The organism is Pseudomonas sp. Marseille-Q5299 (genome assembly GCF_943737035.1).
Lineage (GTDB): Bacteria > Pseudomonadota > Gammaproteobacteria > Pseudomonadales > Pseudomonadaceae > Aquipseudomonas > Aquipseudomonas putida_E.
This window is the reverse complement of the sequence record NZ_CALSFR010000001.1, coordinates 928,523-949,957: the sequence shown is the minus strand read 5'-3', so window position 1 is coordinate 949,957 and position 21,435 is coordinate 928,523. Positions and strand designations below refer to the sequence as shown.

General features: G+C 65.5%; 20 protein-coding genes. 15 read left to right on the top strand and 5 right to left on the bottom strand.

Annotated features, from left to right (window positions below; translation table 11 throughout):
* Window positions 1–17 precede the first annotated feature (17 nt).
* On the bottom strand, window positions 18–1,475 hold the full coding sequence (gene mltF, locus NGJ21_RS04425) for a membrane-bound lytic murein transglycosylase MltF (RefSeq protein WP_115273982.1): 1,458 nt from the start codon (window positions 1,473–1,475) through the stop codon (window positions 18–20).
* Window positions 1,476–1,697: 222 nt separating this feature from the next.
* Here mltF and purL point away from each other — a divergent pair, with 222 nt between their 5' ends.
* Both purL and NGJ21_RS04415 read left to right on the top strand, forming a co-directional pair.
* A complete protein-coding gene (purL, locus tag NGJ21_RS04420; RefSeq protein ID WP_251961873.1) occupies window positions 1,698–5,597 on the top strand; it encodes a phosphoribosylformylglycinamidine synthase in 3,900 nt (1,299 codons plus the stop codon).
* 3 nt (window positions 5,598–5,600) lie between these two features.
* The gene (locus NGJ21_RS04415) at window positions 5,601–5,912 is read left to right on the top strand and encodes a YqfO family protein (RefSeq protein ID WP_039603162.1); all 312 of its coding nucleotides are present in this window, start codon (window positions 5,601–5,603) and stop codon (window positions 5,910–5,912) included.
* Between the two features lie 43 nt (window positions 5,913–5,955).
* On the opposite strand, the gene tatC is transcribed toward NGJ21_RS04415, so the two are convergent.
* From tatC to tatA, 3 genes are read right to left on the bottom strand one after another with little or no spacing between them, the layout of a single operon-like run.
* A complete protein-coding gene (gene tatC / locus NGJ21_RS04410) occupies window positions 5,956–6,714 on the bottom strand; it encodes a twin-arginine translocase subunit TatC (protein WP_115273984.1) in 759 nt (252 codons plus the stop codon).
* Complete coding sequence (gene tatB, locus NGJ21_RS04405; protein WP_046784393.1) at window positions 6,711–7,001, bottom strand: Sec-independent protein translocase protein TatB; 291 nt, start codon at window positions 6,999–7,001, stop codon at window positions 6,711–6,713. The genes tatC and tatB overlap by 4 nt, the downstream gene beginning before the upstream one ends.
* The gene (tatA, locus tag NGJ21_RS04400) at window positions 7,001–7,234 is read right to left on the bottom strand and encodes a twin-arginine translocase TatA/TatE family subunit (protein WP_046784392.1); all 234 of its coding nucleotides are present in this window, start codon (window positions 7,232–7,234) and stop codon (window positions 7,001–7,003) included. The genes tatB and tatA overlap by 1 nt, the downstream gene beginning before the upstream one ends.
* Window positions 7,235–7,379: 145 nt before the next feature.
* On the opposite strand from tatA, the gene gspK reads away from it, so the two are divergent.
* On the top strand, window positions 7,380–8,345 hold the full coding sequence (gene gspK / locus NGJ21_RS04395; protein ID WP_115273985.1) for a type II secretion system minor pseudopilin GspK: 966 nt from the start codon (window positions 7,380–7,382) through the stop codon (window positions 8,343–8,345).
* Window positions 8,346–8,456: 111 nt separating this feature from the next.
* Here gspK and NGJ21_RS04390 read toward each other — a convergent pair whose 3' ends face one another.
* Window positions 8,457–10,520, bottom strand: coding sequence for a PhoX family protein (locus tag NGJ21_RS04390; protein WP_115273986.1), 2,064 nt, complete (start codon window positions 10,518–10,520; stop codon window positions 8,457–8,459).
* A gap of 224 nt (window positions 10,521–10,744) precedes the next feature.
* Between NGJ21_RS04390 and NGJ21_RS04385 the strand changes: the two genes are divergently transcribed.
* Genes NGJ21_RS04385 through NGJ21_RS04330 form a run of 12 tightly spaced genes read left to right on the top strand, consistent with a single transcriptional unit; the run spans window position 10,745 to window position 21,387 of the window.
* Window positions 10,745–12,385 carry a bifunctional UDP-sugar hydrolase/5'-nucleotidase gene (locus NGJ21_RS04385; protein ID WP_251961872.1) on the top strand — a complete coding sequence of 547 codons (1,641 nt, stop codon included), beginning with the start codon at window positions 10,745–10,747 and terminating at the stop codon, window positions 12,383–12,385.
* On the top strand, window positions 12,382–12,807 hold the full coding sequence (locus NGJ21_RS04380; RefSeq protein WP_115273988.1) for a pilus assembly protein PilZ: 426 nt from the start codon (window positions 12,382–12,384) through the stop codon (window positions 12,805–12,807). The genes NGJ21_RS04385 and NGJ21_RS04380 overlap by 4 nt, the downstream gene beginning before the upstream one ends.
* Window positions 12,808–12,828: 21 nt before the next feature.
* Complete coding sequence (gene gspD / locus NGJ21_RS04375) at window positions 12,829–14,763, top strand: type II secretion system secretin GspD (protein WP_371316846.1); 1,935 nt, start codon at window positions 12,829–12,831, stop codon at window positions 14,761–14,763.
* A complete protein-coding gene (locus tag NGJ21_RS04370) occupies window positions 14,763–16,211 on the top strand; it encodes a GspE/PulE family protein (RefSeq protein WP_119687698.1) in 1,449 nt (482 codons plus the stop codon). Before gspD ends, NGJ21_RS04370 begins: the two co-directional genes overlap by 1 nt.
* A gap of 3 nt (window positions 16,212–16,214) precedes the next feature.
* Complete coding sequence (gspF, locus tag NGJ21_RS04365) at window positions 16,215–17,417, top strand: type II secretion system inner membrane protein GspF (protein ID WP_251961871.1); 1,203 nt, start codon at window positions 16,215–16,217, stop codon at window positions 17,415–17,417.
* A gap of 18 nt (window positions 17,418–17,435) precedes the next feature.
* The gene (gspG, locus tag NGJ21_RS04360) at window positions 17,436–17,870 is read left to right on the top strand and encodes a type II secretion system major pseudopilin GspG (RefSeq protein ID WP_046784384.1); all 435 of its coding nucleotides are present in this window, start codon (window positions 17,436–17,438) and stop codon (window positions 17,868–17,870) included.
* Between the two features lie 3 nt (window positions 17,871–17,873).
* The gene (gene gspH, locus NGJ21_RS04355) at window positions 17,874–18,311 is read left to right on the top strand and encodes a type II secretion system minor pseudopilin GspH (protein WP_046784383.1); all 438 of its coding nucleotides are present in this window, start codon (window positions 17,874–17,876) and stop codon (window positions 18,309–18,311) included.
* Complete coding sequence (locus tag NGJ21_RS04350; RefSeq protein ID WP_046784382.1) at window positions 18,308–18,676, top strand: type II secretion system protein GspI; 369 nt, start codon at window positions 18,308–18,310, stop codon at window positions 18,674–18,676. Before gspH ends, NGJ21_RS04350 begins: the two co-directional genes overlap by 4 nt.
* Window positions 18,673–19,263: a type II secretion system protein gene (locus NGJ21_RS04345; RefSeq protein ID WP_046784381.1), complete on the top strand. Its 591-nt coding sequence runs from the start codon at window positions 18,673–18,675 to the stop codon at window positions 19,261–19,263. Before NGJ21_RS04350 ends, NGJ21_RS04345 begins: the two co-directional genes overlap by 4 nt.
* Window positions 19,260–20,348 carry a GspL/Epsl periplasmic domain-containing protein gene (locus tag NGJ21_RS04340; protein ID WP_251961870.1) on the top strand — a complete coding sequence of 363 codons (1,089 nt, stop codon included), beginning with the start codon at window positions 19,260–19,262 and terminating at the stop codon, window positions 20,346–20,348. Before NGJ21_RS04345 ends, NGJ21_RS04340 begins: the two co-directional genes overlap by 4 nt.
* Window positions 20,345–20,731, top strand: a complete 387-nt coding sequence (gene gspM, locus NGJ21_RS04335) for a type II secretion system protein GspM (RefSeq protein WP_046784380.1) — start codon at window positions 20,345–20,347, stop codon at window positions 20,729–20,731. Before NGJ21_RS04340 ends, gspM begins: the two co-directional genes overlap by 4 nt.
* Window positions 20,728–21,387 carry a general secretion pathway protein GspN gene (locus tag NGJ21_RS04330; protein ID WP_115273993.1) on the top strand — a complete coding sequence of 220 codons (660 nt, stop codon included), beginning with the start codon at window positions 20,728–20,730 and terminating at the stop codon, window positions 21,385–21,387. Before gspM ends, NGJ21_RS04330 begins: the two co-directional genes overlap by 4 nt.
* Window positions 21,388–21,435: the final 48 nt, after the last annotated feature.

Here is a 21,435-nt window from a genome sequence, read left to right as displayed (position 1 = left end):
GCAACACAAGGCAGCGCCTACATCGGCGGCGACTGTTCCGCCGGTTTGTCCTTGTTGACCCCCGGCACGTGCAGGTTGCCCTCGGCCACCTGGCCCTCGAGCTGCGGCTGGGTCACCCAGGTGAGGATGTCGTAGTAGCGGCGGATGTTGGCCACGAAATGCACCGGCTCGCCACCACGGGCGTAACCGTACTTGGTCTGGCGGTACCACTGTTTCTGCGACAGGCGCGGCAGCATCTTCTTCACGTCCAGCCACTTGTTCGGGTTGAGCTTTTCTCGTTTGGCCAGCGTGCGCGCGTCTTCAAGGTGGCCGCTGCCGACGTTGTAGGCCGCCAGGGCGAACCAGGTGCGGTCTGGCTCCTTGATGCTGTCGTCGAGCTGCTGCTTGACCAGCATGAAGTATTTGGCACCACCTTTGATGCTCTGCCTCGGGTCCAGGCGGTTGGACACGCCCATCGCCTGGGCGGTGCGCTGGGTCAGCATCATCAGGCCGCGTACGCCGGTCTTGGAGGTGACTTCCGGTTGCCACAAGGATTCCTGATAACCGATCGCGGCCAGCAGGCGCCAGTCCACCTGTTCGACCTTGGCGTAGCTCTTGAAGTATTTTTCGTATTTGGGCAGGCGCTGCTGCAAATGCTGCGCAAATGTGTAGGCGCCCACGTAACCGAGCACGTCGACGTGGCCGTAATAGCGGTCTTTCAAACGCTGCAGGGTGCCGTTTTTCTGCGATTTGTCGAGGAATTCGTTGACTTCGTTCAGCAGGCTGTTGTCTTCGCCCGGGGCGACCGCCCAGCGTTGGTTGCGGGTTTCGCCAAGGTCGAAGGCCACCCGCACGTTGGGGAAGTACACCTGGTTCATCGCCAGTTCGTTGGAGTCGACCAGCGTCAGGTCGACCTGCCCTTCATCGACCATGCGCAACAGGTCGACCACCTCCACCGCGTCGGACTCTTCGTATTCCAGGCCCGGGTAGCGCCTTTTCAGTTCGGCCAGCTGGTCGGCGTGGCTGCTGCCTTTTAGCACCATGATCTTCTTGCCGACCAGGCCCTTGGGGTTTGTTGGGCGCGAGCGGCCGTTGCGATAGATGACCTGAGGGGTCACTTCCAGGTATGGATGGGAGAACCTGGCCTGGGTCTTGCGCCGCTCGCTGCTGACCAGGCCGGCCGCTGCCAGCACCGGACCGGACGGTTTACCCAGGTCGTCGAACAGTTCGTCGAGGTTGTCGGCGGTCTCGATCTCCAGCTTGACGCCAAGATCGTCGGCGAAACGCTTGACCAGCTCGTACTCGAAGCCGGTTTCGCCGTTGCGGTCCTGGAAATAAGTGGCCGGGCTGTTGCGGGTGATCACGCGCAGCACGCCGTCCTCCTTCACGCGCTCGAGGGTGCTGGGTTTTTCAACGCAGGCACCGAGCAACAGAAAGAGACCGGTTGCGAAAAGCCATTTGGCGCAACGCTGGCGCAAAGCAGTATGGGCGAACATAGCTTGCAGTATACGCAAAGGACGGGGGGCGCCATATCTCGACAACTGCCAGGTTGTCTGGTAGCGCGTTCTGTGATGCAGCTTGCGGCTTGTCGCTTTTTTTGACCCCGAAGTCCGGTTCCGCCGCCCGGCAGCATTGCCCTCTGGCGGGTGCCGCAAGCCGCGGAATTAGGCTAGAATGCACGGCCTCTAAGCACACCCCTTCCTGAGGCTGTCCCGACGATGTTGATCCTGCGCGGCGCTCCTGCCCTTTCTGCCTTTCGCCACGGTAAATTACTCGAGCAACTGAGCCAGAAAGTCCCCGCTGTTACTGGTTTGTATGCCGAATTTGCCCACTTCGCCGATGTCGACGGCGAGCTGACCGCCGACCAGCAGCAGGTGCTGGGCCGTCTGCTCAAGTACGGCCCGAGCGTGCCGGTGCAGGAGCCGACTGGCCGCCTGTTCCTGGTCGTGCCGCGCCTGGGCACCATCTCGCCCTGGGCCAGCAAGGCCAGCGACATCGCCCACAACTGCGGCCTGCAGTCGATCCAGCGCCTGGAGCGCGGCATCGCCTACTACGTTGCCGGTGACCTGAGCGACGCCGACGCCGCCGTTGTCGCCGCTGAACTGCACGACCGCATGACCCAGCGCGTGCTGGCCCAGCTGGAGCAGGCGAGCGACCTGTTCAGCCATGCCCAGCCCAAGCCGATGACGTCGGTCGATATCCTGGCCGGTGGCCGCGACGCGCTGGCCAAGGCCAACATCGAGCTGGGCCTGGCCCTGGCCGAAGACGAGATCGACTACCTGGTCAACGCCTTCCATGGGCTCAAACGCAACCCGAACGACATCGAGCTGATGATGTTCGCCCAGGCCAACTCCGAACACTGCCGCCACAAGATCTTCAACGCCAGTTGGGACATCGACGGCCAGGCTCAGGAAAAGAGCCTGTTCGGCATGATCAAGAACACCTACCAGATGCACAGCGAAGGCGTGCTGTCTGCGTACAAGGACAACGCCTCGGTGATCGTCGGCAACGTTGCCGGGCGTTTCTTCCCGAACCCTGAGACCCGCCAGTACGGCGCGGTGCAGGAGCCGGTGCACATCCTGATGAAGGTCGAGACGCACAACCACCCGACCGCCATCGCTCCGTTCTCCGGTGCCTCCACCGGCTCGGGCGGCGAAATCCGTGACGAAGGTGCTACCGGCCGTGGCGCCAAGCCAAAAGCCGGCCTGACCGGCTTCACCGTGTCCAACCTGCGCATCCCGGGCTTCGAACAGCCATGGGAGCAGGCCTACGGTAAACCTGAGCGTATCGTTGACGCCCTCGACATCATGATCGAAGGCCCGCTGGGTGGCGCAGCGTTCAACAACGAATTCGGTCGCCCGGCTCTGACCGGCTACTTCCGTACCTTCGAGCAGGCCATCAACACCCCGCACGGTGAAGAAGTGCGCGGCTACCACAAGCCGATCATGCTGGCCGGCGGCATGGGCAACATCCGTGAAGACCACGTACAGAAGGCCGAAATCACCGTCGGCGCCAAGCTGATCGTGCTCGGTGGCCCGGCCATGCTGATCGGCCTGGGCGGCGGCGCCGCTTCGTCGGTCGCCACCGGTGCCAGCTCGGCGGACCTGGACTTCGCCTCGGTGCAGCGCGAAAACCCGGAAATGGAGCGCCGTTGCCAGGAGGTCATCGACCGTTGCTGGCAGCTGGGCGACAAGAACCCGATCGCCTTCATCCATGACGTTGGCGCCGGCGGCATTTCCAACGCCTTCCCTGAACTGGTGAACGACGGTGGCCGCGGTGGCCGCTTCGAACTGCGCAACGTGCCCAACGACGAGCCGGGCATGGCCCCGCACGAAATCTGGAGCAACGAATCGCAGGAGCGTTATGTGCTGGCCGTCAGCGCTGTCGACTTCGAACGCTTCCAGGCCATCTGTGAGCGCGAGCGCTGCCCGTTCGCCGTCGTTGGCGAGGCGACCGAAGAGCCGCACCTGACCGTGACCGACAGCCACTTCGGCAATACGCCGGTGGACATGCCGCTTGACGTGCTGCTGGGCAAGCCGCCGCGCATGCACCGTTCGGTAACCCGCGAAGCCGAACTGGGCGATGATTTCGACCCGAGCAAGGTAGACCTGGACAGCGCCGTGCAGCGTGTCCTGAACCACCCGGCGGTTGCCAGCAAGAGCTTCCTGATCACCATCGGCGACCGCACCATCACCGGCCTGGTGGCCCGCGACCAGATGGTCGGCCCGTGGCAGGTACCGGTAGCCGACTGCGCCGTCACGGCCACCAGCTTCGACGTGTACACCGGTGAAGCCATGGCCATGGGTGAGCGCACGCCGCTGGCAGTGCTCGACGCGCCAGCGTCCGGCCGCATGGCGATCGGTGAAACCCTGACCAACCTGGCTGCCGCGCAGATTGAAAAGCTGTCCGACATCAAACTGTCGGCCAACTGGATGTCCGCTGCCGGCCACCCAGGCGAAGACGCCCGTCTGTACGACACCGTCAAGGCTGTCGGTATGGAGTTGTGCCCGGAGCTGGGCCTGACCATTCCGGTCGGCAAGGACTCCATGTCGATGAAGACCAAGTGGAGTGAAGAGGGCGTCGAGAAGAGCGTCACTTCGCCAATGTCGCTGATCATCACCGGCTTCGCCCCGGTCACCGACATCCGCAAGACCCTGACCCCGCAACTGCGCATGGACAAGGGTGAGACGGACCTGATCCTGATCGACCTGGGCCGCGGCAAGAACCGCATGGGCGCTTCGATCCTGGCGCAGACCTACGGCAAGATCGCAGCCCAGGCTCCGGACGTCGACGACGCCGAAGACCTCAAGGCATTCTTCGCCGTGATCCAGGGCCTGAACGCCGACGGCCACCTGCTGGCCTACCACGACCGTTCCGACGGCGGCCTGCTGACTACCGTGCTGGAAATGGCCTTCGCCGGCCACTGCGGCCTCGACCTGCAACTGGACCCGCTGACCGACAACAGCAATGACGTGCCGGCCATCCTCTTCAACGAAGAGCTGGGCGCAGTCATCCAGGTTCGCCAGGATGCTACCCCGGACGTGCTGGCGCAGTTCAGCGCCGCAGGCCTGGGTGAAGGTTGCGTGGCGGTGATCGGCAAACCGGTCAACAACGCCGAGGTGTCCATCAGCCTGAACGGCCAGGTGCTGTTCGACGACGACCGTCGCATGCTGCAGCGCCAGTGGGCCGAGACCAGCTACCAGGTTCAGCGCCTGCGTGACAACGCCGACTGCGCCGACCAGGAGTTCGACGCGCTGCTCGAAGAAGACAACCCGGGCCTGTCGGTCAAGGTTGGTTACGACGTCAACGAGGACATCGCTGCGCCGTACATCAAGAAGGGCGTGCGCCCGCAAGTGGCGATCCTGCGTGAGCAGGGCGTCAACGGCCAGGTCGAGATGGCTGCCGCCTTCGACCGCGCCGGCTTCGCCGCCATCGACGTGCACATGAGCGACATCCTCGCTGGCCGCGTCGACTTCGAAGCCTTCAAGGGCCTGGTTGCCTGCGGTGGTTTCTCTTACGGTGACGTGCTCGGTGCCGGTGAAGGCTGGGCCAAGTCGGCCTTGTTCAACGCCCGTGCCCGTGATGCCTTCCAGGCCTTCTTCGAGCGTACCGACAGCTTCGCCCTGGGCGTGTGCAACGGTTGCCAGATGATGTCCAACCTTCACGAGCTGATCCCGGGCACCGAGTACTGGCCGCACTTCGTGCGCAACCGCTCGGAGCAGTTCGAAGCCCGTGTGGCCATGGTCGAGGTGCAGAAGTCCAACTCGATCTTCCTGCAGGGCATGGCCGGTTCGCGCATGCCGATCGCCATCGCCCACGGCGAAGGCCATGCCGAATTCGCCAGCGAAGAGGCACTGCTGGAAGCCGACCTGTCCGGTTGCGTGGCCCTGCGCTATGTCGACAACCACGGCAAGGTCACCGAAGCCTACCCGGCCAACCCGAACGGCTCGCCGCGTGGTATCACCGGCCTGACCAGCCGCGACGGCCGCGTGACCATCATGATGCCGCACCCGGAGCGCGTGTTCCGCGCCGTGCAGAACTCCTGGCGCCCGGATGAGTGGCAGGAAGACGCCGCGCTGATGCGTATGTTCCGTAACGCGCGCGTCTGGGTGAACTAAGGCGTGTACAAGCTCGCCTTCTTCGTCCCGGCCAGCCACGTCGACGTGGTCAAGGCCGCCGTGTTCGCCGCCGGTGGCGGGCGTATCGGCGACTACGACCACTGCGCCTGGCAAACCCTGGGCCACGGCCAGTTTCGCCCCTTGGACGGCAGCCAGCCGTTCCTTGGGCAAACCGGCCAGGTCGAGGTGGTGGAGGAGTGGAAGGTAGAGCTGGTGGTGGCCGACGACCTGATTGCCCAGGTCGTCGCTGCGCTCAGGCAGAGCCATCCTTACGAAACACCGGCCTACGAAGTCTGGCGCCTCGCCGATTTCTAGGCCGAGCTGAGTTCATCGCCGGCTTGCCGGCGATGAACCCGGTTCATTCAGCGACGCTCTGCGGCGCTTGCCCCTCCCGCCGCAACCCGGCACACGCCAGCAACCCCACCTCGAACAGCACCCACATCGGCACCGCCAGCATGGTCTGTGAGAACACATCCGGCGGCGTCAGGACCATCCCCACCACAAAGCAGCCGACAACTACGTAGGGCCTGCTGCGCCGTAACGTGGCCACGTCGGCCAGCCCCACCCAGACCACGATGAACGTTGCCACCGGGATCTCGAAGGCCAGGCCGAACGCCAGGAACAGCGCCATGATGAAGTCCAGGTACTGGCTGATGTCGGTCATCATCGCCACGCCGTCCGGCGTCACGCTGGCAAAAAAGCCGAACATCATCGGGAATACCAGGTAGAAGGCGAACGCCATGCCGGCGTAGAACAGCACAATGCTCGACACCAGCAAGGGCAGGGCGATGCGCCGCTCGCGGCGGTAAAGGCCCGGCGCAAGAAAACCCCAGGCCTGATGCAGCAGCAGCGGCATGGCCACGAACAGCGCACACATCGCGGTCAGCTTGAACGGTGTGAGAAAGGGCGAGGTGACACTGGTGGCGATCATGCTGGCGCCTTCCGGAAGGAAGCGGCGCAGCGGTTCGGAAATCAGTGTGTAGAGCTGCTGGGCGAAGGGGAACAGGCCGGCGAACACCAGCGCGACCAGTAGCAGGCAGCGCACCAGGCGCTTGCGCAGGTCGCGCAGGTGACCGGTGAGCGGCATGTGTGCCGCCGGGTCCAGGGCGATACTCATGAGGTGGTCTCCCGAATGACCGTGGCCGTTGCAGCGTCAGTGGCCGGTTCCGCCTTGAGGCTGATGCCCTGGCGCAGCTCCTGCTCGAGGCGTTGCAATGGCGCGCTGTCGAGGTTGGGCATGTCGATTTCGCGTTCCATCTGCGCGCGCAAACCCTGCATTGCCCGGCGCGCCTGGCCCAGGCCACGGCCCAGCGTACGCGCCGCGACGGGCAAGCGTTCCGGGCCAAGCACCAGCAGCGCGACGATGCCCACCAGCAGCATCTCGCTGAAGCCTACCTCGAACATCAGGCCTGCCGATCCGCGTGCGGCTGTGGCGCAGGCGAACGGGTCAGTGGCTCCTGTTGTACCTGCGGTGCTGCAGTTTGGGTGCTGGCATCGCTGTCGCCCCCCATGGACTTGCGAAAGCCCTGGATCGCTTCGCCAACATCACTGCCCAGACCCTTGAGGCGTTTGGTGCCAAACAGCAGAAACACGATCATCAGTACGATCACCAGCTGCCAGATTCCGATGCCACCCATTACGACCACTCCTGTAAGGCCATGAAAAGAAAGGCCAATCCTGCCTCGCGTAGATGACGCGAACATGACTGCAAGGTATTTGCAATCTGCCTGCAACAACTCCCCTGTTGACTGGCGCCTTGTTCGATAAGAGGAGTGCTGCGCCATGGGTGGCAAGCGACAGCAGGGCGCCGCGCTGCTGATGGTGTTGGTGGTACTGGCGATGCTCGCAGCGGGGATGGCCTGGCTGGTGGAGGACGGGCGGCGTCAGGTCGATGACGTACAGCTGCTGCGCCAACGGGTACAGGTGCGGGCCATGGAGCAGGCTGGCCTGGCCTATGCCGAGCAGGCCTTGCGTGACCCCGCCTGGCGGCTTAGCCCGCTGTTCTGGCAGGCGCTGCGGGGGCAACCGTTGACTTACGATTTTGGCGCCGGCCAGGCACAACTGCGGGTGTACGACCAGCACACCTGTTTCAACGTCAATGCGCTGCTGGGGGATGACGGTGAACGTGCCGAGCGCCAGCTACGGCGTTTGCTGGGCGACAACATGGCCGCGCAACGTCTGGTCGACGCCTTGGCAGACTGGCTCGACAGCGACAGCGATGCACGCCTGCAGGGCGCCGAAAGTGCCCAGTATCTGCGCCAGCAGCCGCCTCGTCTGGCGGCCAACCAGCCGATGCTGGACACCAGTGAGTTGAACCTGCTGCTCGAAGCGGATGCCTCGCGCCAGCGCCGTTATCCGATGTTGTGTGCTTTGCCGCAGACCACCGGCTGGCGTCTGAATGCCAATGCTGTAGGCCTGGAGCATCTGCCATTGCTGGAGGCGCTTTATGAAGGGCGGTATCCCCGCTCGTTGCTCAGCCGCATCGTCAGTGGTCGGCCGGCGTCGGGCTATGTAGATGCCGCGGCGTTGCGTCAGGCGCTGGGGGCGGTGGATGACGAAACCTTTGAGCGGTTGAGCGAAGGGTTGCTGCTCAACAGTGGGCATTTTCAGTTGCAGCTTTCGTTCGAAGAACAGGGCAGGACGATACGCAGCGCGTTTGAGCTGGAGGCGTTGGGAGTGGTGCAGTGGCATGCGCGGGTGCCGGCGCAGCAGGTGCGGGTGAAGAGTCGGGCGCCAATGGCCTGGTGATCATGTTCAAGGGCTGCCGTGCAGTCCAATCGCCGGCAAACCGGCTCCCATACCTGTAGGAGCCGGCTTGCCGGCGATTGGGCCGCGCAGCGGCCCTGATGCAAAAACGGATCAGACGGTCCCGATCTCCCCGCCATCATCGCGCTGGATCACCACGGTCGAAGCCCTCGGCCGTACCGTGGTCCCCGCTGGGGTCACATCGGTGGCCTTGTCGGTGTAAGGCCAGTTTTCCGGGTGCTGGATATTGACGAACATCGACTTGTTGTCCGGGCTGAAGGCAATCCCGGTCACCTCGCTGCCGTTCGGCCCGACGAAGAAGCGGCGCAAGTCCACCTGGTTCTGGGCATTGACCGGTATTTGGTTGCCAGCGGCATCCACCAGGTTGGTAGGGATCACCGCCAGCAACTGATCGTTGGTGTAATCGGTGACCGTGCTCTCGCCGTTGTCAGTCTCGAACCACAACACGCCACGGCTATCGAAGCTCATACCGTCGGGGCTGGCGAACTGGTTGAGTTCGGTCAGGCCCGAGCGGTTGATGTCTGCGGTGCCGGCGGCGTTGGCACCGAACACGAAGATATCCCAGGTGAAGCTCACGTGATCGTCGCTGTCGTGCCAGCGGATGATGTGGCCGTGGCGGTTAGGGCCACGCGGGTTGGCCGCATCGACTTTTTCCGGGGTGCGCGCGCTGTTGTTGGTCAGGGTCAGGTAGACGTCGCCATTGAGCGGGTTTACCGCTGTCCATTCCGGGCGGTCCATCGGTGTTGCGCCCACTGCATCACCGGCACCGCGAGTGTTGAGGATGATGCCTGCCAGGTCACCGTACAGCGCCCCGAGGGTGCTGCCGGCAGTGGTGGCGGTGGTCACGTCGAGCAGGATCCACTCGCCCGTGCCGTCTGCATTGAAGCGGGCCACGTAGAGGTTGCCCTGGTCCATGTACTTGGCGCCGGTGGCCAGGCGGTCGGCCGGGCTTGCGTCGGCGGCATCCCACACCGCGGTGGAGACGAACTTGTACAGGTACTCGTTGTTGGAGTCGTCGCCCATGTACCAGACCAGCGGTTTACCGGCCACCGGCAGGCCCGGGCAGCAGCCTTCGTGGCGGAAGCGGCCGAGTGCGGTGCGCTTGGTGGCCAGGGTGCTGCTGTTGTACGGGTCGATCTCGACAATGTAGCCATAGGTGCTGGCTTCGTTGCGGTAGTCGTCGGTGGCGCTGGCACCTTTGATGGTCACGTCGAAGCGGGCGAATTCATCGTTTTCTTCGGTGCTGTCACCAGCAGCGGTCTCCCACTTGTACTGGCCGCTGGAGGTGCCTACGCCGATGCGTCGCTGGTCCTCCGGACGGGTGTCCTTGTTGACGAAAATGCCAGGCCAGTTCTCTTCGCAGGTCAGGTAAGTGCCCCACGGGGTGTAGCCGTTGCCGCAGTTGTTGTTGGTGCCGCGGCAGTGCGTGCCGTCAGCCGAATACTTGGTCTTGACGTGGTCGGTGCCACGCAGCGGGCCAGTGATTTCCATGCGTGAGGCGGTGGTGAAACGGCGGTTGAGCGGGTCGTTGTCGACCACCTGCCAGCGCCCGTTGAGCTTCTGCAGGCGCACCACGCCGGCACCGTGGGCGTTGATTTCCTTGCGCACTTCTTCGGCCGGGCGATTGCCGCTGGCGTCGGTGGTCGGGCCGTTGGGGTGCAGGGCGGCGGCATCGATGTATTCGAAGTTGATCGCCAGCAGGCCGTCTTCGGAACTGCCATTGATGGGGAAGAAGTGCATGCCGTCATGGTGCATGCCCATGGCATTGGCCTGGTCGCTGGAGGTATTGCTGCCGTCCGGTTTCCAGGGGTTGGCGTTGCTGTTGATCGGCGTGCCCCACGGTGCCAGCACGTAGGCACTGTAGCCGGCGGCGACGACACAGGCGTCGGTGCGTGAACCCGCGATGGACTGGAAGCCCAGCGCCAGTTTCGGTACTTCAGGTTCGGTAACCGGCGGCTCGGTGGCCGGGTCATCGTTGTCGGAACCGCCACCACTGTCGAAGCAGCCGGTCAGGCCGGTACCGGCAATCATGGCGATAGCGGCACCCAGGCTGCCGCGCATCACGCTGCGACGGCTGAGGTAGGCGTCCATGACGCTGGCCATCGGCAGGTTGCCACTGTGGTTGCGGTCCAGGTTGTCGCCGGTTTCTCGACTCATCAGGGTGTCCTTGTATTGGCTGAGTTGGAGGAAACCGCGACTTTAGTGCGCAAAGATGATGATTCTTTGGCAGAAATATTAACGTCGCTTTAAAACATTAAGTTCTTATCGCTGTGCCAGACAGAACAATCTGGAATGGTTGTCGGATTTCTGCCATCAAACTGTAATGCCAACGCCGCAACATCCGGGGCCCAAAGAGAACTCGGATAAGGATGGCGGGCCCGATGGCAAGCAGTGTGTACAGGCGCGAAATGATCAGATGGATGGGTGTCGGTGCCCTGGCACCGTTGCTCGGTGCCTGTTCTGCATTCCCGGGCCAGCGCGGCGGCAATGCCAGCCTGGACCTGTTGTACGTCGCCGACACCCTCGATGCGCGCCAGCCCGGCCAGCCCGTGGTGCCGGCGACCCGCCTGGGCCCGGTCAGCCACCTGGGCCGTGCCCCCTGGATGACTGGCCACAGCGCCAGCGTGGCTCACCCTCAACTCGCGCCTTTGCTCGATGCCAGCCAGGCGGCCGGCGTGCAATTGGGTGGCTATGCCGTGCTCGCGGCCCTGTTGGAACAACTGCGCGCCGAGGTGGGGCCGGGCAATAGCCTGACTCTCGAAAATGGCCAGGGCTGGAACGGCAGTGGCCTGGCCTATCTGACCCAGGGCGAGAGCGGTGTGCAGGGCAGCCGGCTGTTGGGCAGCGAAGCCCGTGTGAGCAGTGATGAACGCGTGCTTTGGCCACAGCGCAGTGCCGCCCTTTACCACCAGTCTTCAGCGATGACCCTTGCTGCGGGTATTGCCGACGGACAACGCAAAACCTTGGGCCTGGAGCCTCTGCACATTTTCGAGCGCGGCGGTGCACGCATCGCCGTGGTGGGCGTAACCGACCCTTACGCCCAGGACCAGAAAGCCTCGCTCAAACAGTGGTACCAATCGCTGCTGCCGACCTTCGAGCAGGCCCGCCGCGAAGCGGACCTGGTGGTGGCGCTGGCGGATGTCGGTACCGGCCCGGGCCTGTGGCTGGCCGAGCGCGTGGCGCAGATCGACGTGCTGCTCTGCGCACGTGGCCAGGACCTGTGGCCCACACCTGTGCAGGCGACCCAGGCCAGTGGCCGGCGCATCCCGGTGTTGTTTGCCGGTTGCCGGGGCAGTGGTGCGTTTCGCCTGCGTTGCCAACAGGTTGCCGGGCAATGGCAGTTCGATGGGCGCTTCTTTCCTGCATTGGCCCAGCAACTCTCACCCGCAGCGCAGTTGCGCGCCAGCCAGTTGCAGGCCGAGTTGCACCAGCAGCGCGCAGGCCATGCAGCGTGGCTCGACCAGCCGCTGGCGGTTGCGCCACAGGCGCTGTGGCGTCGCGACACGCGTGGCGGCAGTTGGGACCGTTTGCTGCACCAGGCCCTGGCCGATGACAGCAGCATGCCGGTGCTGTTGCCGGGCCTGCGCTATGACTACCCATTGGCCGCTGGCGAGGCCATCACGCGCGAGCACCTGATCAGCCTCACCGGCGGCTACCCGGCACCGGTGGTCGAGGCGCCGGCCCGGCAGGTCGAGCAGGTGCTGGAAAACGCCGCCGAGCAACTGTTCGGTGACCCCTTGCTGCTGGACAACAGCCAGGACCTGCCACGCTGGCAGGGCCAGGCCTGGCAGGTGAGCTACAGCCCGCAAGGCAAGCGCATCACTGGCCTGGATCCGGTGCAGGGCCTGTGCCGCACCTTTGGTCTGCAATTCGAGCCCCAAGCCGGTGAGCCATTGTGGCAACGGGTCGAGGCCTGGCTCGGGCGGCAGCAGCCGGGTTGGCAACTGGCGGCCTTGCAAGTGCCGCAGGTGCGCTACGTGCAAGGCCACCCAGGCTGGCACCCACGGCAGCTGATGTCATGACATTCGCCGCTCGCCTGATGACCGGTGGCCTGCTGACGCTGGCCGGGTGGCTTGCCGCCCAATGCGTGCTGCAACTGGCGCGCCAGCCGCAACCGGCCAGCGCCCCGGTTACCGTCGACGCCCCGCTGCCGGGGTTGCTGGTCGGCCATTGGCAAGCGCCAGGCGACGACGGCTCGATTGCGCTCACCCGGTTGCCATTGCAGTACCTGGGCGGCCTCAAGGCCAAGCCGTTGTCGGCCAGCGTCGTGGTGCTGCGCTACGGCCAGCAGGTGCGCACCTTGGGCCGCGGCCAGCGCCTGGCACCGGGGATCGTGTTGCAGGACATCGACGCCGATGGCCTGATTTTCGACAACCAGGGGCGGCGTGAACGCTTGCCCTGGCCGCCACGCCCCGCCGTGACCGGCTTCAAGCGGCAAGGATGAACAATGCTGGTGAAATATTGCGTGGCCGCTGCCTTGACCCTGGCTCTTGCTGCGGCCTGGGCAGAAGAACCGGAAACCTTCGATGATAACGGCACCCCGCTTTACGAGGTGAACTTCGTCGACACCGAGCTGGGCGAATTCATCGACAGCGTGTCGCGCATCACCGGCACCACCTTCATCGTCGACCCGCGGGTCAAAGGCAAGGTCACGGTGCGTACCGTCGACCGCCACGATGCCGATGCCATCTACGACATCTTTCTCGCCCAGCTGCGTGCCCAAGGCTATGCCGCGGTCGATCTGCCCAATGGCAGTGTGAAGATCGTCCCCGACCAGGCCGCGCGCCTGGAGCCGGTGCCAGTTGAAGCCGCCGGCAAGCACAGCGAAGGCAGTGATGGCGTGGCCACCCGCGTATTCAATGTGCGTAACGCCGCCAGCGAGCAGATGCTCGGTATTCTCAAGCCGCTGATCGACCCGCGTGTTGGTGTGATCACCCCTTATCCTGCGGCCAACCTGCTGGTGGTCACCGATTGGCGCAGCAACCTCGAACGCATCGACAGCCTGTTGCGCCAGCTTGACCAGGTCAGTGACGAACCCCTGAAGGTCATGCCCCTGCGCCATGCCAGCGCCGCCGACACCGCGCAGTTGCTGACCCGCCTGTTGGCCCGAGAGCAGGGCGCCGACAGCACCCAGGTGGTGGCTGACCCGCGCAGCAATGCCTTGCTGGTACGTGGCAGCACCGACCGTGTGCGAGCCCTGTTGGGCCAGCTCGATCAGCCCAGTGAGAACCGGCACAGCAGCAACACGCAGGTGATCTACCTGCGCCATGCCAATGCAGGCGAAGTGGTGAAGGTGCTGCGCGGGTTGAGCCAGGAAGGCGGTGTGCCCAGCGAGGGAGCAGGCGAAGGCGAGGCCAAGGACAAGCCGGTGATGGCCGCCGCCAGCGATTCGGGCATACGCCTGGAGTACGAGGAGGGCACCAACGCCGTGGTCATGGTCGGCCCCGACAGCGAGCTGGCCGCCTACCGCTCCATCGTCGAGCAGCTGGACATCCGCCGCGCCCAGGTAGTGGTCGAGGCCATCATCGCCGAAGTGTCCGACAGCCGTGCCCAGGAGCTTGGTGTGCAGTGGCTGTTCGCCGACGAAAAGTTCGGCGCCGGCATCGTCAACTTCGGCAGCAACGGGGTGAACATCGCCAACATCGCGGGCGCCGCCGCCAGCGGCGACAACGAAGCGCTGGGCGACCTGCTGTCGGCCACCACGGGCGTGACTGCCGGCATCGGCCACTTCGGCGGTGGCTTCAACTTCGCCATGCTGATCAACGCACTGAAGGGCAAGAGCGGCTTCAACCTGCTGTCCACGCCGACCCTGCTGACCCTGGACAACGCCGAGGCATCGATCCTGGTCGGCCAGGAAGTGCCCTTCGTCACCGGCTCCGTGACGCAGAACAACGCCAACCCCTACCAGACCATCGAGCGCAAGGAAGTCGGGGTGAAGCTGCGTATCAAGCCGCAAATCAACATCGACAACAGCGTACGCCTGGATATCGTTCAGGAAGTCTCGTCGATCGCCGACTCCAGCGCCGCCAGCGATGTGATCACCAACAAGCGCGAGATCAAGACCAAGGTCATGGTCGAGGACAATGGCCTGGTGATTCTTGGCGGCCTGATCAGCGATGAGCTGAGCACCAGCGATCAACGCGTACCGTTTCTCGGGGATATTCCGGGGCTGGGCCGGCTGTTCCGTTCCGAGGCCAGCAAGAACACCAAGCAGAACCTGATGGTCTTCATCCGCCCGCGCATCCTGCGTGACGGGCCGAGCCTGGCGGGTTTGAGCGAAGACAAGTACCGCACCCTGCAGCAGACCACGCCGCTCAAGCTGCCAGGCCTTGCGCAGGACGGCCAGCTGCTGCGGGTATTCCCGGCCAGCCGCGCGCGCCTGGACGGGGGCGACTGGTGATGCTGCCCTATCGCCTTGCGCGTCAGGCCGGGCTGGCCATGGCCCCGGCGGATACCGGCTGGCAGTTGTGGCTGCGCCGCGATGCCGACAGTAACCAACTGCAGGAACTGCTGCGTGTGCATGGCCAGCCCGTGGCACTGCACTACCTGGAAGCTGCGCCGTTCGACGAACGCCTCGGCCAGTTGTATCAGGCCGGGGATGCTGCCACCGAAGCACTGATCGAAGGCATCGGCGAACAGGTTGATCTGGACAGCCTGATGAGCGAAATGCCGCGCATCGAGGACCTGCTCGAAAGCGATGATGAAGCCCCGGTGATCCGCCTGATCAACGGCCTGTTCGGCCAGGCCCTGCGCCTGCGCGCTTCGGACATTCATATCGAGACCTTTGAGCAGAGCCTGGTGGTGCGCCTGCGTGTCGATGGCCACCTGCGCGAGGTGTTGCGCCCGCCGCGCGCGTTGTCGGCCATGCTGGTGTCGCGGATCAAGGTCATGGCGCGCCTGGACATCGCCGAGAAGCGTCAGCCCCAGGACGGTCGCATCACCTTGCGCGCCGCCGGGCGTGAGGTGGACGTGCGCGTCTCGACCTTGCCCGGTATCCATGGCGAGCGCGTGGTGATGCGCGTGCTCGACAAGCAGGCCAGCTTGCTGGCGTTGGGCAACCTGGGCATGCCCAACGCAGTGCTGCACGGCCTGCGCAATTGCCTGACAAGGCCCAACGGTATCGTGCTGTCGACCGGGCCGACCGGCTCGGGCAAGACCACCACCCTGTACGCCAGCCTCAACAGCCTCAATGACGGCAGCCGCAACATCCTCACCGTCGAGGACCCGGTGGAATACGCCATCGCCGGCATTGGCCAGACGGCCATCAATCCGCGCGCCGGGCTGACCTTTGCCACTGGCCTGCGCGCCATCCTGCGCCAGGACCCGGACGTGATCATGCTCGGTGAAATCCGCGACCAGGAAACCGCGCAGATCGCCGTGCAGGCCAGCCTCACCGGCCACTTGGTACTGTCGACGTTGCACACCAACAGCGCAGTGGGCGCGGTCACCCGCTTGCGCGACATGGGCGTCGAGCCGTTCCTGATCGCCTCATGCCTGCGTGGCGTGCTGGCCCAGCGCCTGGTGCGGCGGCTGTGCCATTGCGCGGTGGCGCAGCCATTGCAGCCGGCCGAACGGGCGCTGTGGCCTGAGCTGGCGGCGCTGGGCAGCAGCTACCACGCGGTGGGCTGCGAGCAATGCCAGGGCACTGGCTATATCGGTCGTTTGGGGCTGTACGAATTCATCGAACTGGACGCTGGCCTGATCGGCCTGCTGTATGACGGCGCCAGTGAACTGGCCATGCACGACTACCTGGCCGAGCGCCGCCAGAGCCTGGTGGCGATGGCCAGTGATTGCCTGGCCCGCGGCGAGACCAGCCTGGCCGAAGTACTGCGTGTGGTGCAGGGCTGACCCATGCCGACCTTTCGCTACCAGGCCGTTGATCTAGCCGGCAAGACCCACAAAGCCAGCCTGCAGGCCGATACCGAACGCCACGCACGCCAGTTGCTGCGCGAGCAGGGCTTGTTCCCCCGCCAGTTGCAGCGCTTCGAAAGCGGTGCCCGGCAGCCGCGCCGACAACGCCTGAGCCGTGCCCAGCTGTGTGAGCTGACACGCCAGCTGGCGACCTTGACCGGCGCGGGCATCCCGCTGGTCGATGCCTTGGCGACGCTTGAGCGCCAGTTGCGCCAGCCAGCCCTGCACGGGGTGCTGGTGGCTCTGCGTGGCTCGCTCGCCGAGGGCCTGGGCCTGGCCCGTAGCCTGGCCCGCCAGGGCGCGCCGTTCACCGGTCTGTACTGCGCGCTGGTCGAAGCCGGTGAGCGCTCCGGGCGGTTGGCCCAGGTGCTTACCCGGCTGGCAGACCACCTGGAACAGGTGCAGCGCCAGCAGCACAAGGCGCGTACGGCACTGATCTACCCCTGCGTGCTGATGGGCGTGTCACTGGCGGTGGTGATCGGCCTGATGACCTTCGTCGTACCCAAGCTCACCGAACAGTTTGCCCATGCCGGGCAGAGCCTGCCGCTGATCACCTCATTGCTGATCGGCCTGAGCCAAGGCCTGGTGCACGCCGGCCCCTGGCTACTGGGGCTGGCCATCCTCACGTCGCTGCTGGCCAGCTGGTTGCTGCGCAAGCCGCACTGGTGCCTGCGCCGCGACGACCTGCTGCTGCGCCTGCCACGCGTGGGGGGGCTGTTACAGGTGCTGGAGAGTGCCCGCCTGGCGCGCAGCGTGGCGATCCTCACCAGCAGCGGTGTTGCCTTGCTCGAAGCCTTGCAGGTGGCCACTGAAACCGTCGGCAACCGGCGTATCCGCCTGGCCATGGAGCAGGTGCGCCAGCAGGTGCAGGGCGGCACCAGCCTGCACCGGGCGCTGGATGGTTGCCAGCAGTTCCCGCCGTTGCTGGTGAACATGGTCGGCAGTGGCGAGGCCAGCGGCACCCTGGCCGACATGCTCGAGCGCGTGGCCGACGACCAGGAGCGTGGCTTTGCCCGCCAGGTGGATACGGCCATGGCGCTTTTCGAACCCCTGATGATCCTGGTGATGGGCGCCGTAGTGCTGTTCATCGTGCTGGCGGTGCTGCTGCCGATCATGCAGCTCAACCAGGGCCTGCAACTGTAGATGACAAGGAGCAACCCCATGCAGCATCGACGCAAGCGCCAACACGGCTTCACCCTGATGGAAATCATGGTGGTGATTTTCATCATCGGCCTGCTGATCGCCGTGGTCGCGCCCAGCGTGCTCGGCAACCAGGACAAGGCCATGCGGCAGAAGGTCATGGCCGACCTGAGCACGCTCGAGCAGGCGCTGGACATGTACCGGCTGGACAACCTGCGCTTTCCCAGCAATGAGCAAGGCCTGGCTGCGCTGGTGAAAAAACCGACCCAGGAGCCGCTGCCGCGTGCCTGGCGCAGCGATGGTTATGTACGCCGCCTGCCGGAGGACCCGTGGGGCACCCCGTACCAGTACCGCATGCCTGGCGAGCATGGCCGGGTCGATGTGTATTCGTTGGGCGCCGATGGTGTACAGGGCGGCGAAGGCCAGGACGCCGACCTGGGTAACTGGGCGCTGTGAGCGATGCGCCCACAGCGCGGTTTCAGCCTGCTCGAATTGCTGGTGGTGCTGGCCATCGCCGGCCTCATGACCGGGCTTGCGGTGGCCTGGCTGGACAGCGGCAAGGCCAGCGTCGATCAGGCGTTGCAGCGGCTGGCGGCGCACGTCCACACCCAGGCTGCACTGGCCCGGCATGCCGGGCAATTGCGCGGGCTGCGCTGGACCGGCCAACACCCGGAGTTCGTGCGGCGTGAGCGCGAGGGCTGGGTGGCCGAACCGGTCAGCTTTGGGGACTGGCCCAAAGGGCTGCGCCCCGACTGGCCGGCCAGCCTGCAGCCGCATCTGCAGTTCACGCCGCAAGGGTGGGCCCAGCCGGGTTCGGTGCGCTGGCACTGGGCAGGTGGCAGCCAGCGCTGGGCGTGGGGGCGTGACGGCCAGTTGCGAGTGGGGTTGTCACCATGAAGCGCACGCAACAGGGGTTCACCCTGCTGGAGGTGACCGTGGCCCTGGCGATTGCTGCTGTGCTGGCGGTGATCACCAGCCAGGTTCTGCGCCAGCGCCTGGCAGTGCAGGACAGCGTGCAACAGCATCGCCTTGGCGTGCTGTGCGCTCGCGAGCTGCAGGCGCGCTTTGCCGTGGAACGGTACTGGCCGGCCAGCAACCAGCCCAGTGGGGTGTTGAACCAGGGCGGGCAGGCGTGCCACTGGCAGATGCAGCTGCGCCGTACCGGCGTGCGCGACCTGCGTCGCGGCGAGATGCAACTGTATGCCGACCGCGATCAGCGCCTGCCGTTGGGCCAGTACACGGTTTTTCTGGAGCGTCCATGAAGCGGCGCCAGGCAGGCTTGACCCTGATCGAACTGATGGTAGCCATGGCCTTGACCGCGCTGCTGGGGGTCATGCTCGCGGCGCTGGTCAATGGCTGGCTCAAGGTCCGCGAGCGGCTGCAGGTAACCCGCCAGGAGAACAGTGTGCTGGAGTTCTGCCTGGCGCTGGAGCGGCGCTTCGACAGCCCAGTACTGCGCCGGGTGTATGAGCAGCGTCTGCCACTGGCCAGCCGCTGGCTCGACTGGCAGCCCGATCGCCAGCAGTTGCTGTGGGTGGCAGCCACGGCTGTGCCAGAGGCCGAGGGTGGCTCACGGCTGCAGCGCCAACGCCTGCGTTTCGACCCCCGCGAACAACGCCTGATGCTGGAAACCTCGGCAGACCTGTACGCCGCCAGCGAACCCCGTTGGGTCGTGCGCGAGCAGCTGCAGCAGGTCAGTGCGCTGAATGTTCTTTATCACCAGGGAGGCCGATGGCTGCCCTGGCCTTCCGACCAACCCGCGCACCCCGGCCGTGGTGTGCGCGTGCAACTGCAGCGTGATGGAGCCCCCTATGTCTGCACCTTCACGCTCCCTTGGGGGCGTTCATGAAGCTTGAATGGCGGCGCCGTGCGCCGGCGCGGTCTTGGTTGCTGCTGCGCCCGGGCGTGATCTGGGACTGGCTGTTGGTTGAAAACGGTGTGGCCCAACGGGAAGGCCAGGGCGAGCCCCCGGCGAACCTGGACGCAAAGGTAGCGCTGATCATCCCGGGCGAGCGGTGCAGCCAGTTCGAGCTGGCTGCACCGCCGGGCCTCAAGCGTGATGAGTGGCCCTTGCTGCTGGAAGACCACTTGCTGCAGAACGCCGAACAGGTGCAGTGCGCTTGCCTCGCTCGCCAGGCAGGGCAGTTGCGCCTGCTGGCGGTAGCCCGCCAGGCGCTGGACGAATGGCGTGGCCAGTGCAGCGAATGGGGGCTGCAGATCGAGCGCTGTTGGGCCGAGTTCCAATTGTTGCCCACGCCTGAGCCCGGGACGGGCTGGCAGTGGCAGCGCGCGCCTGGCCTGTGCCTGTACCTGGGGCGCAGCGAAGAGGGGAAAGCCCATTGGCTGGCCTGGCCTGACGCGCTGGGTGAGGTACCGCAGCAGCCCTGGGATAGCCTGCGCAAAGCCACCCAGGTCGGGCGCTGGCCGGGAACGCTGGCGTCGCTCGACACGCTGCCAAGCCTGTTCGAGCGAACCCGTCAGGCCCGCTCGGCGCCCCGTGTGCCGGCCCTGCCGCGCGCGCTGGTTGTCGCCTGCCTGGTGCTGGCCGTGGTGTGGTGCGGGCTATGGGCGGGCCAGCAATGGCGGCAGGTACAAACCTGGCGCACGCAGGTGCTGGCCGTGACCGGCACCCAGGCCAGCCCTCGGCAAGCGGCGCAGGCCCTCAAGCGCCTGCGCGAAAGCGAACTGCAACAGCAACTGCGGGAGCGTCAGCTTCAAGACCTGCAGGCACACCTGCAGGTGTGGCTGCATGAGTACCCAGGCTGGCGTCTGCAAGCGGTGCGCTTCGACGGCCAGCGTTGGCACCTGCGCCTGCAGGGCGAGGGGAGCGAGCCGCCCTGGCAAGAAATGGCAAGCGCCGCCGGAGCGGCGGTGCAGGTACTGAGCGCTGCGCCAGCGGCGCACGTGGTTTTCGATCTGGGAGCGCCAACATGACCCGAGCGTGGTTTCAGCGTCATCGATTGTTGCTCGCCTGGTGCCTGATCGGCTTTCTGCTGGCGTTGCTGGCACTGCGCCAAGGCGTGTCGCAATGGCGCGAGCTCAGTCAGTGGCATGGGCTGGCAGTGCAGGCCGCCGCCTTCCCCAGCGGGCCAGGCGTGAGCCTGGAGCGGCTGCGTCAGTCTGCCCAGGCGCGGCGGGTCGAAGTTGCCGAGGTCGAGGTGCAAGGCAAGGTGTGGCAACTGCGCGGCCAGGTGGCCGATGAGCAGGTTTTGCAGCGCTGGCTGCAGGCCTTGCGCGCAGAGGGTGCGCAACCGCTGCAGTGGGCCCTGGAACAGGATGCCAAGGGCCTGCGTTTCGACCTGGTGGTGCAGCCATGAGCCGCCGTGGGCTGCTGTGGGCCGGGCTGGTGTTCAGCCTGACCTTGCTGGTGCAGTTGCCGGCGTCCTGGGTTGCAAAGGGCTTGGGCCTGCCGATGCATGCGGTCAGCGGCAGCCTGTGGCAGGGGCAGGCGCAGCAGTTCGGGCCTGCCGGCCCCGTACGCTGGGCCTTGCAGCCTTGGCGCTTGCAGGCCAACGCACAGCTGGGCTTTCAGGGCCAGGGCTGGCAGTTGCATGCCGAAGGCTGGCCATGGCGCTGGCGGTTGGACGTCACTGCACAGGCTCCCCAGGCGAGTGTGCAGACGGCCTATCGGCTGGCCGGGCAGTGGCAGGGCACGCTGCGCCTGCAAGGCGCGGGGGAGCAGTGCCGCACCAGTGAAGGCCGCATCACGGTCACCGACCTCGCCTTGAGTGAACCTTGGTCGCTGGGGTTGGGGCAGGGCTGGGTAGAAATGGATTGCCGCACAGGCTGGCGCCTGCATGGGCAACTGATACAACAGGGCGAGCATCAGTTGGCGCTGGATGCAGACCTTCTGGGGCGCCACGCAGTGGTGGCGGCCGAACTGCAGCCGGACGCGGCCCTTACACCGCTGCTGCGCGCTGCTCGGTTGCTGGGGCCACAGGCATTGACGGGGCAGGGGGAGTGGCGTTGGTAAGCAGCGGTTGACGTGACGTTCATGGCCCTATCGCCGGTTTGCCGACGA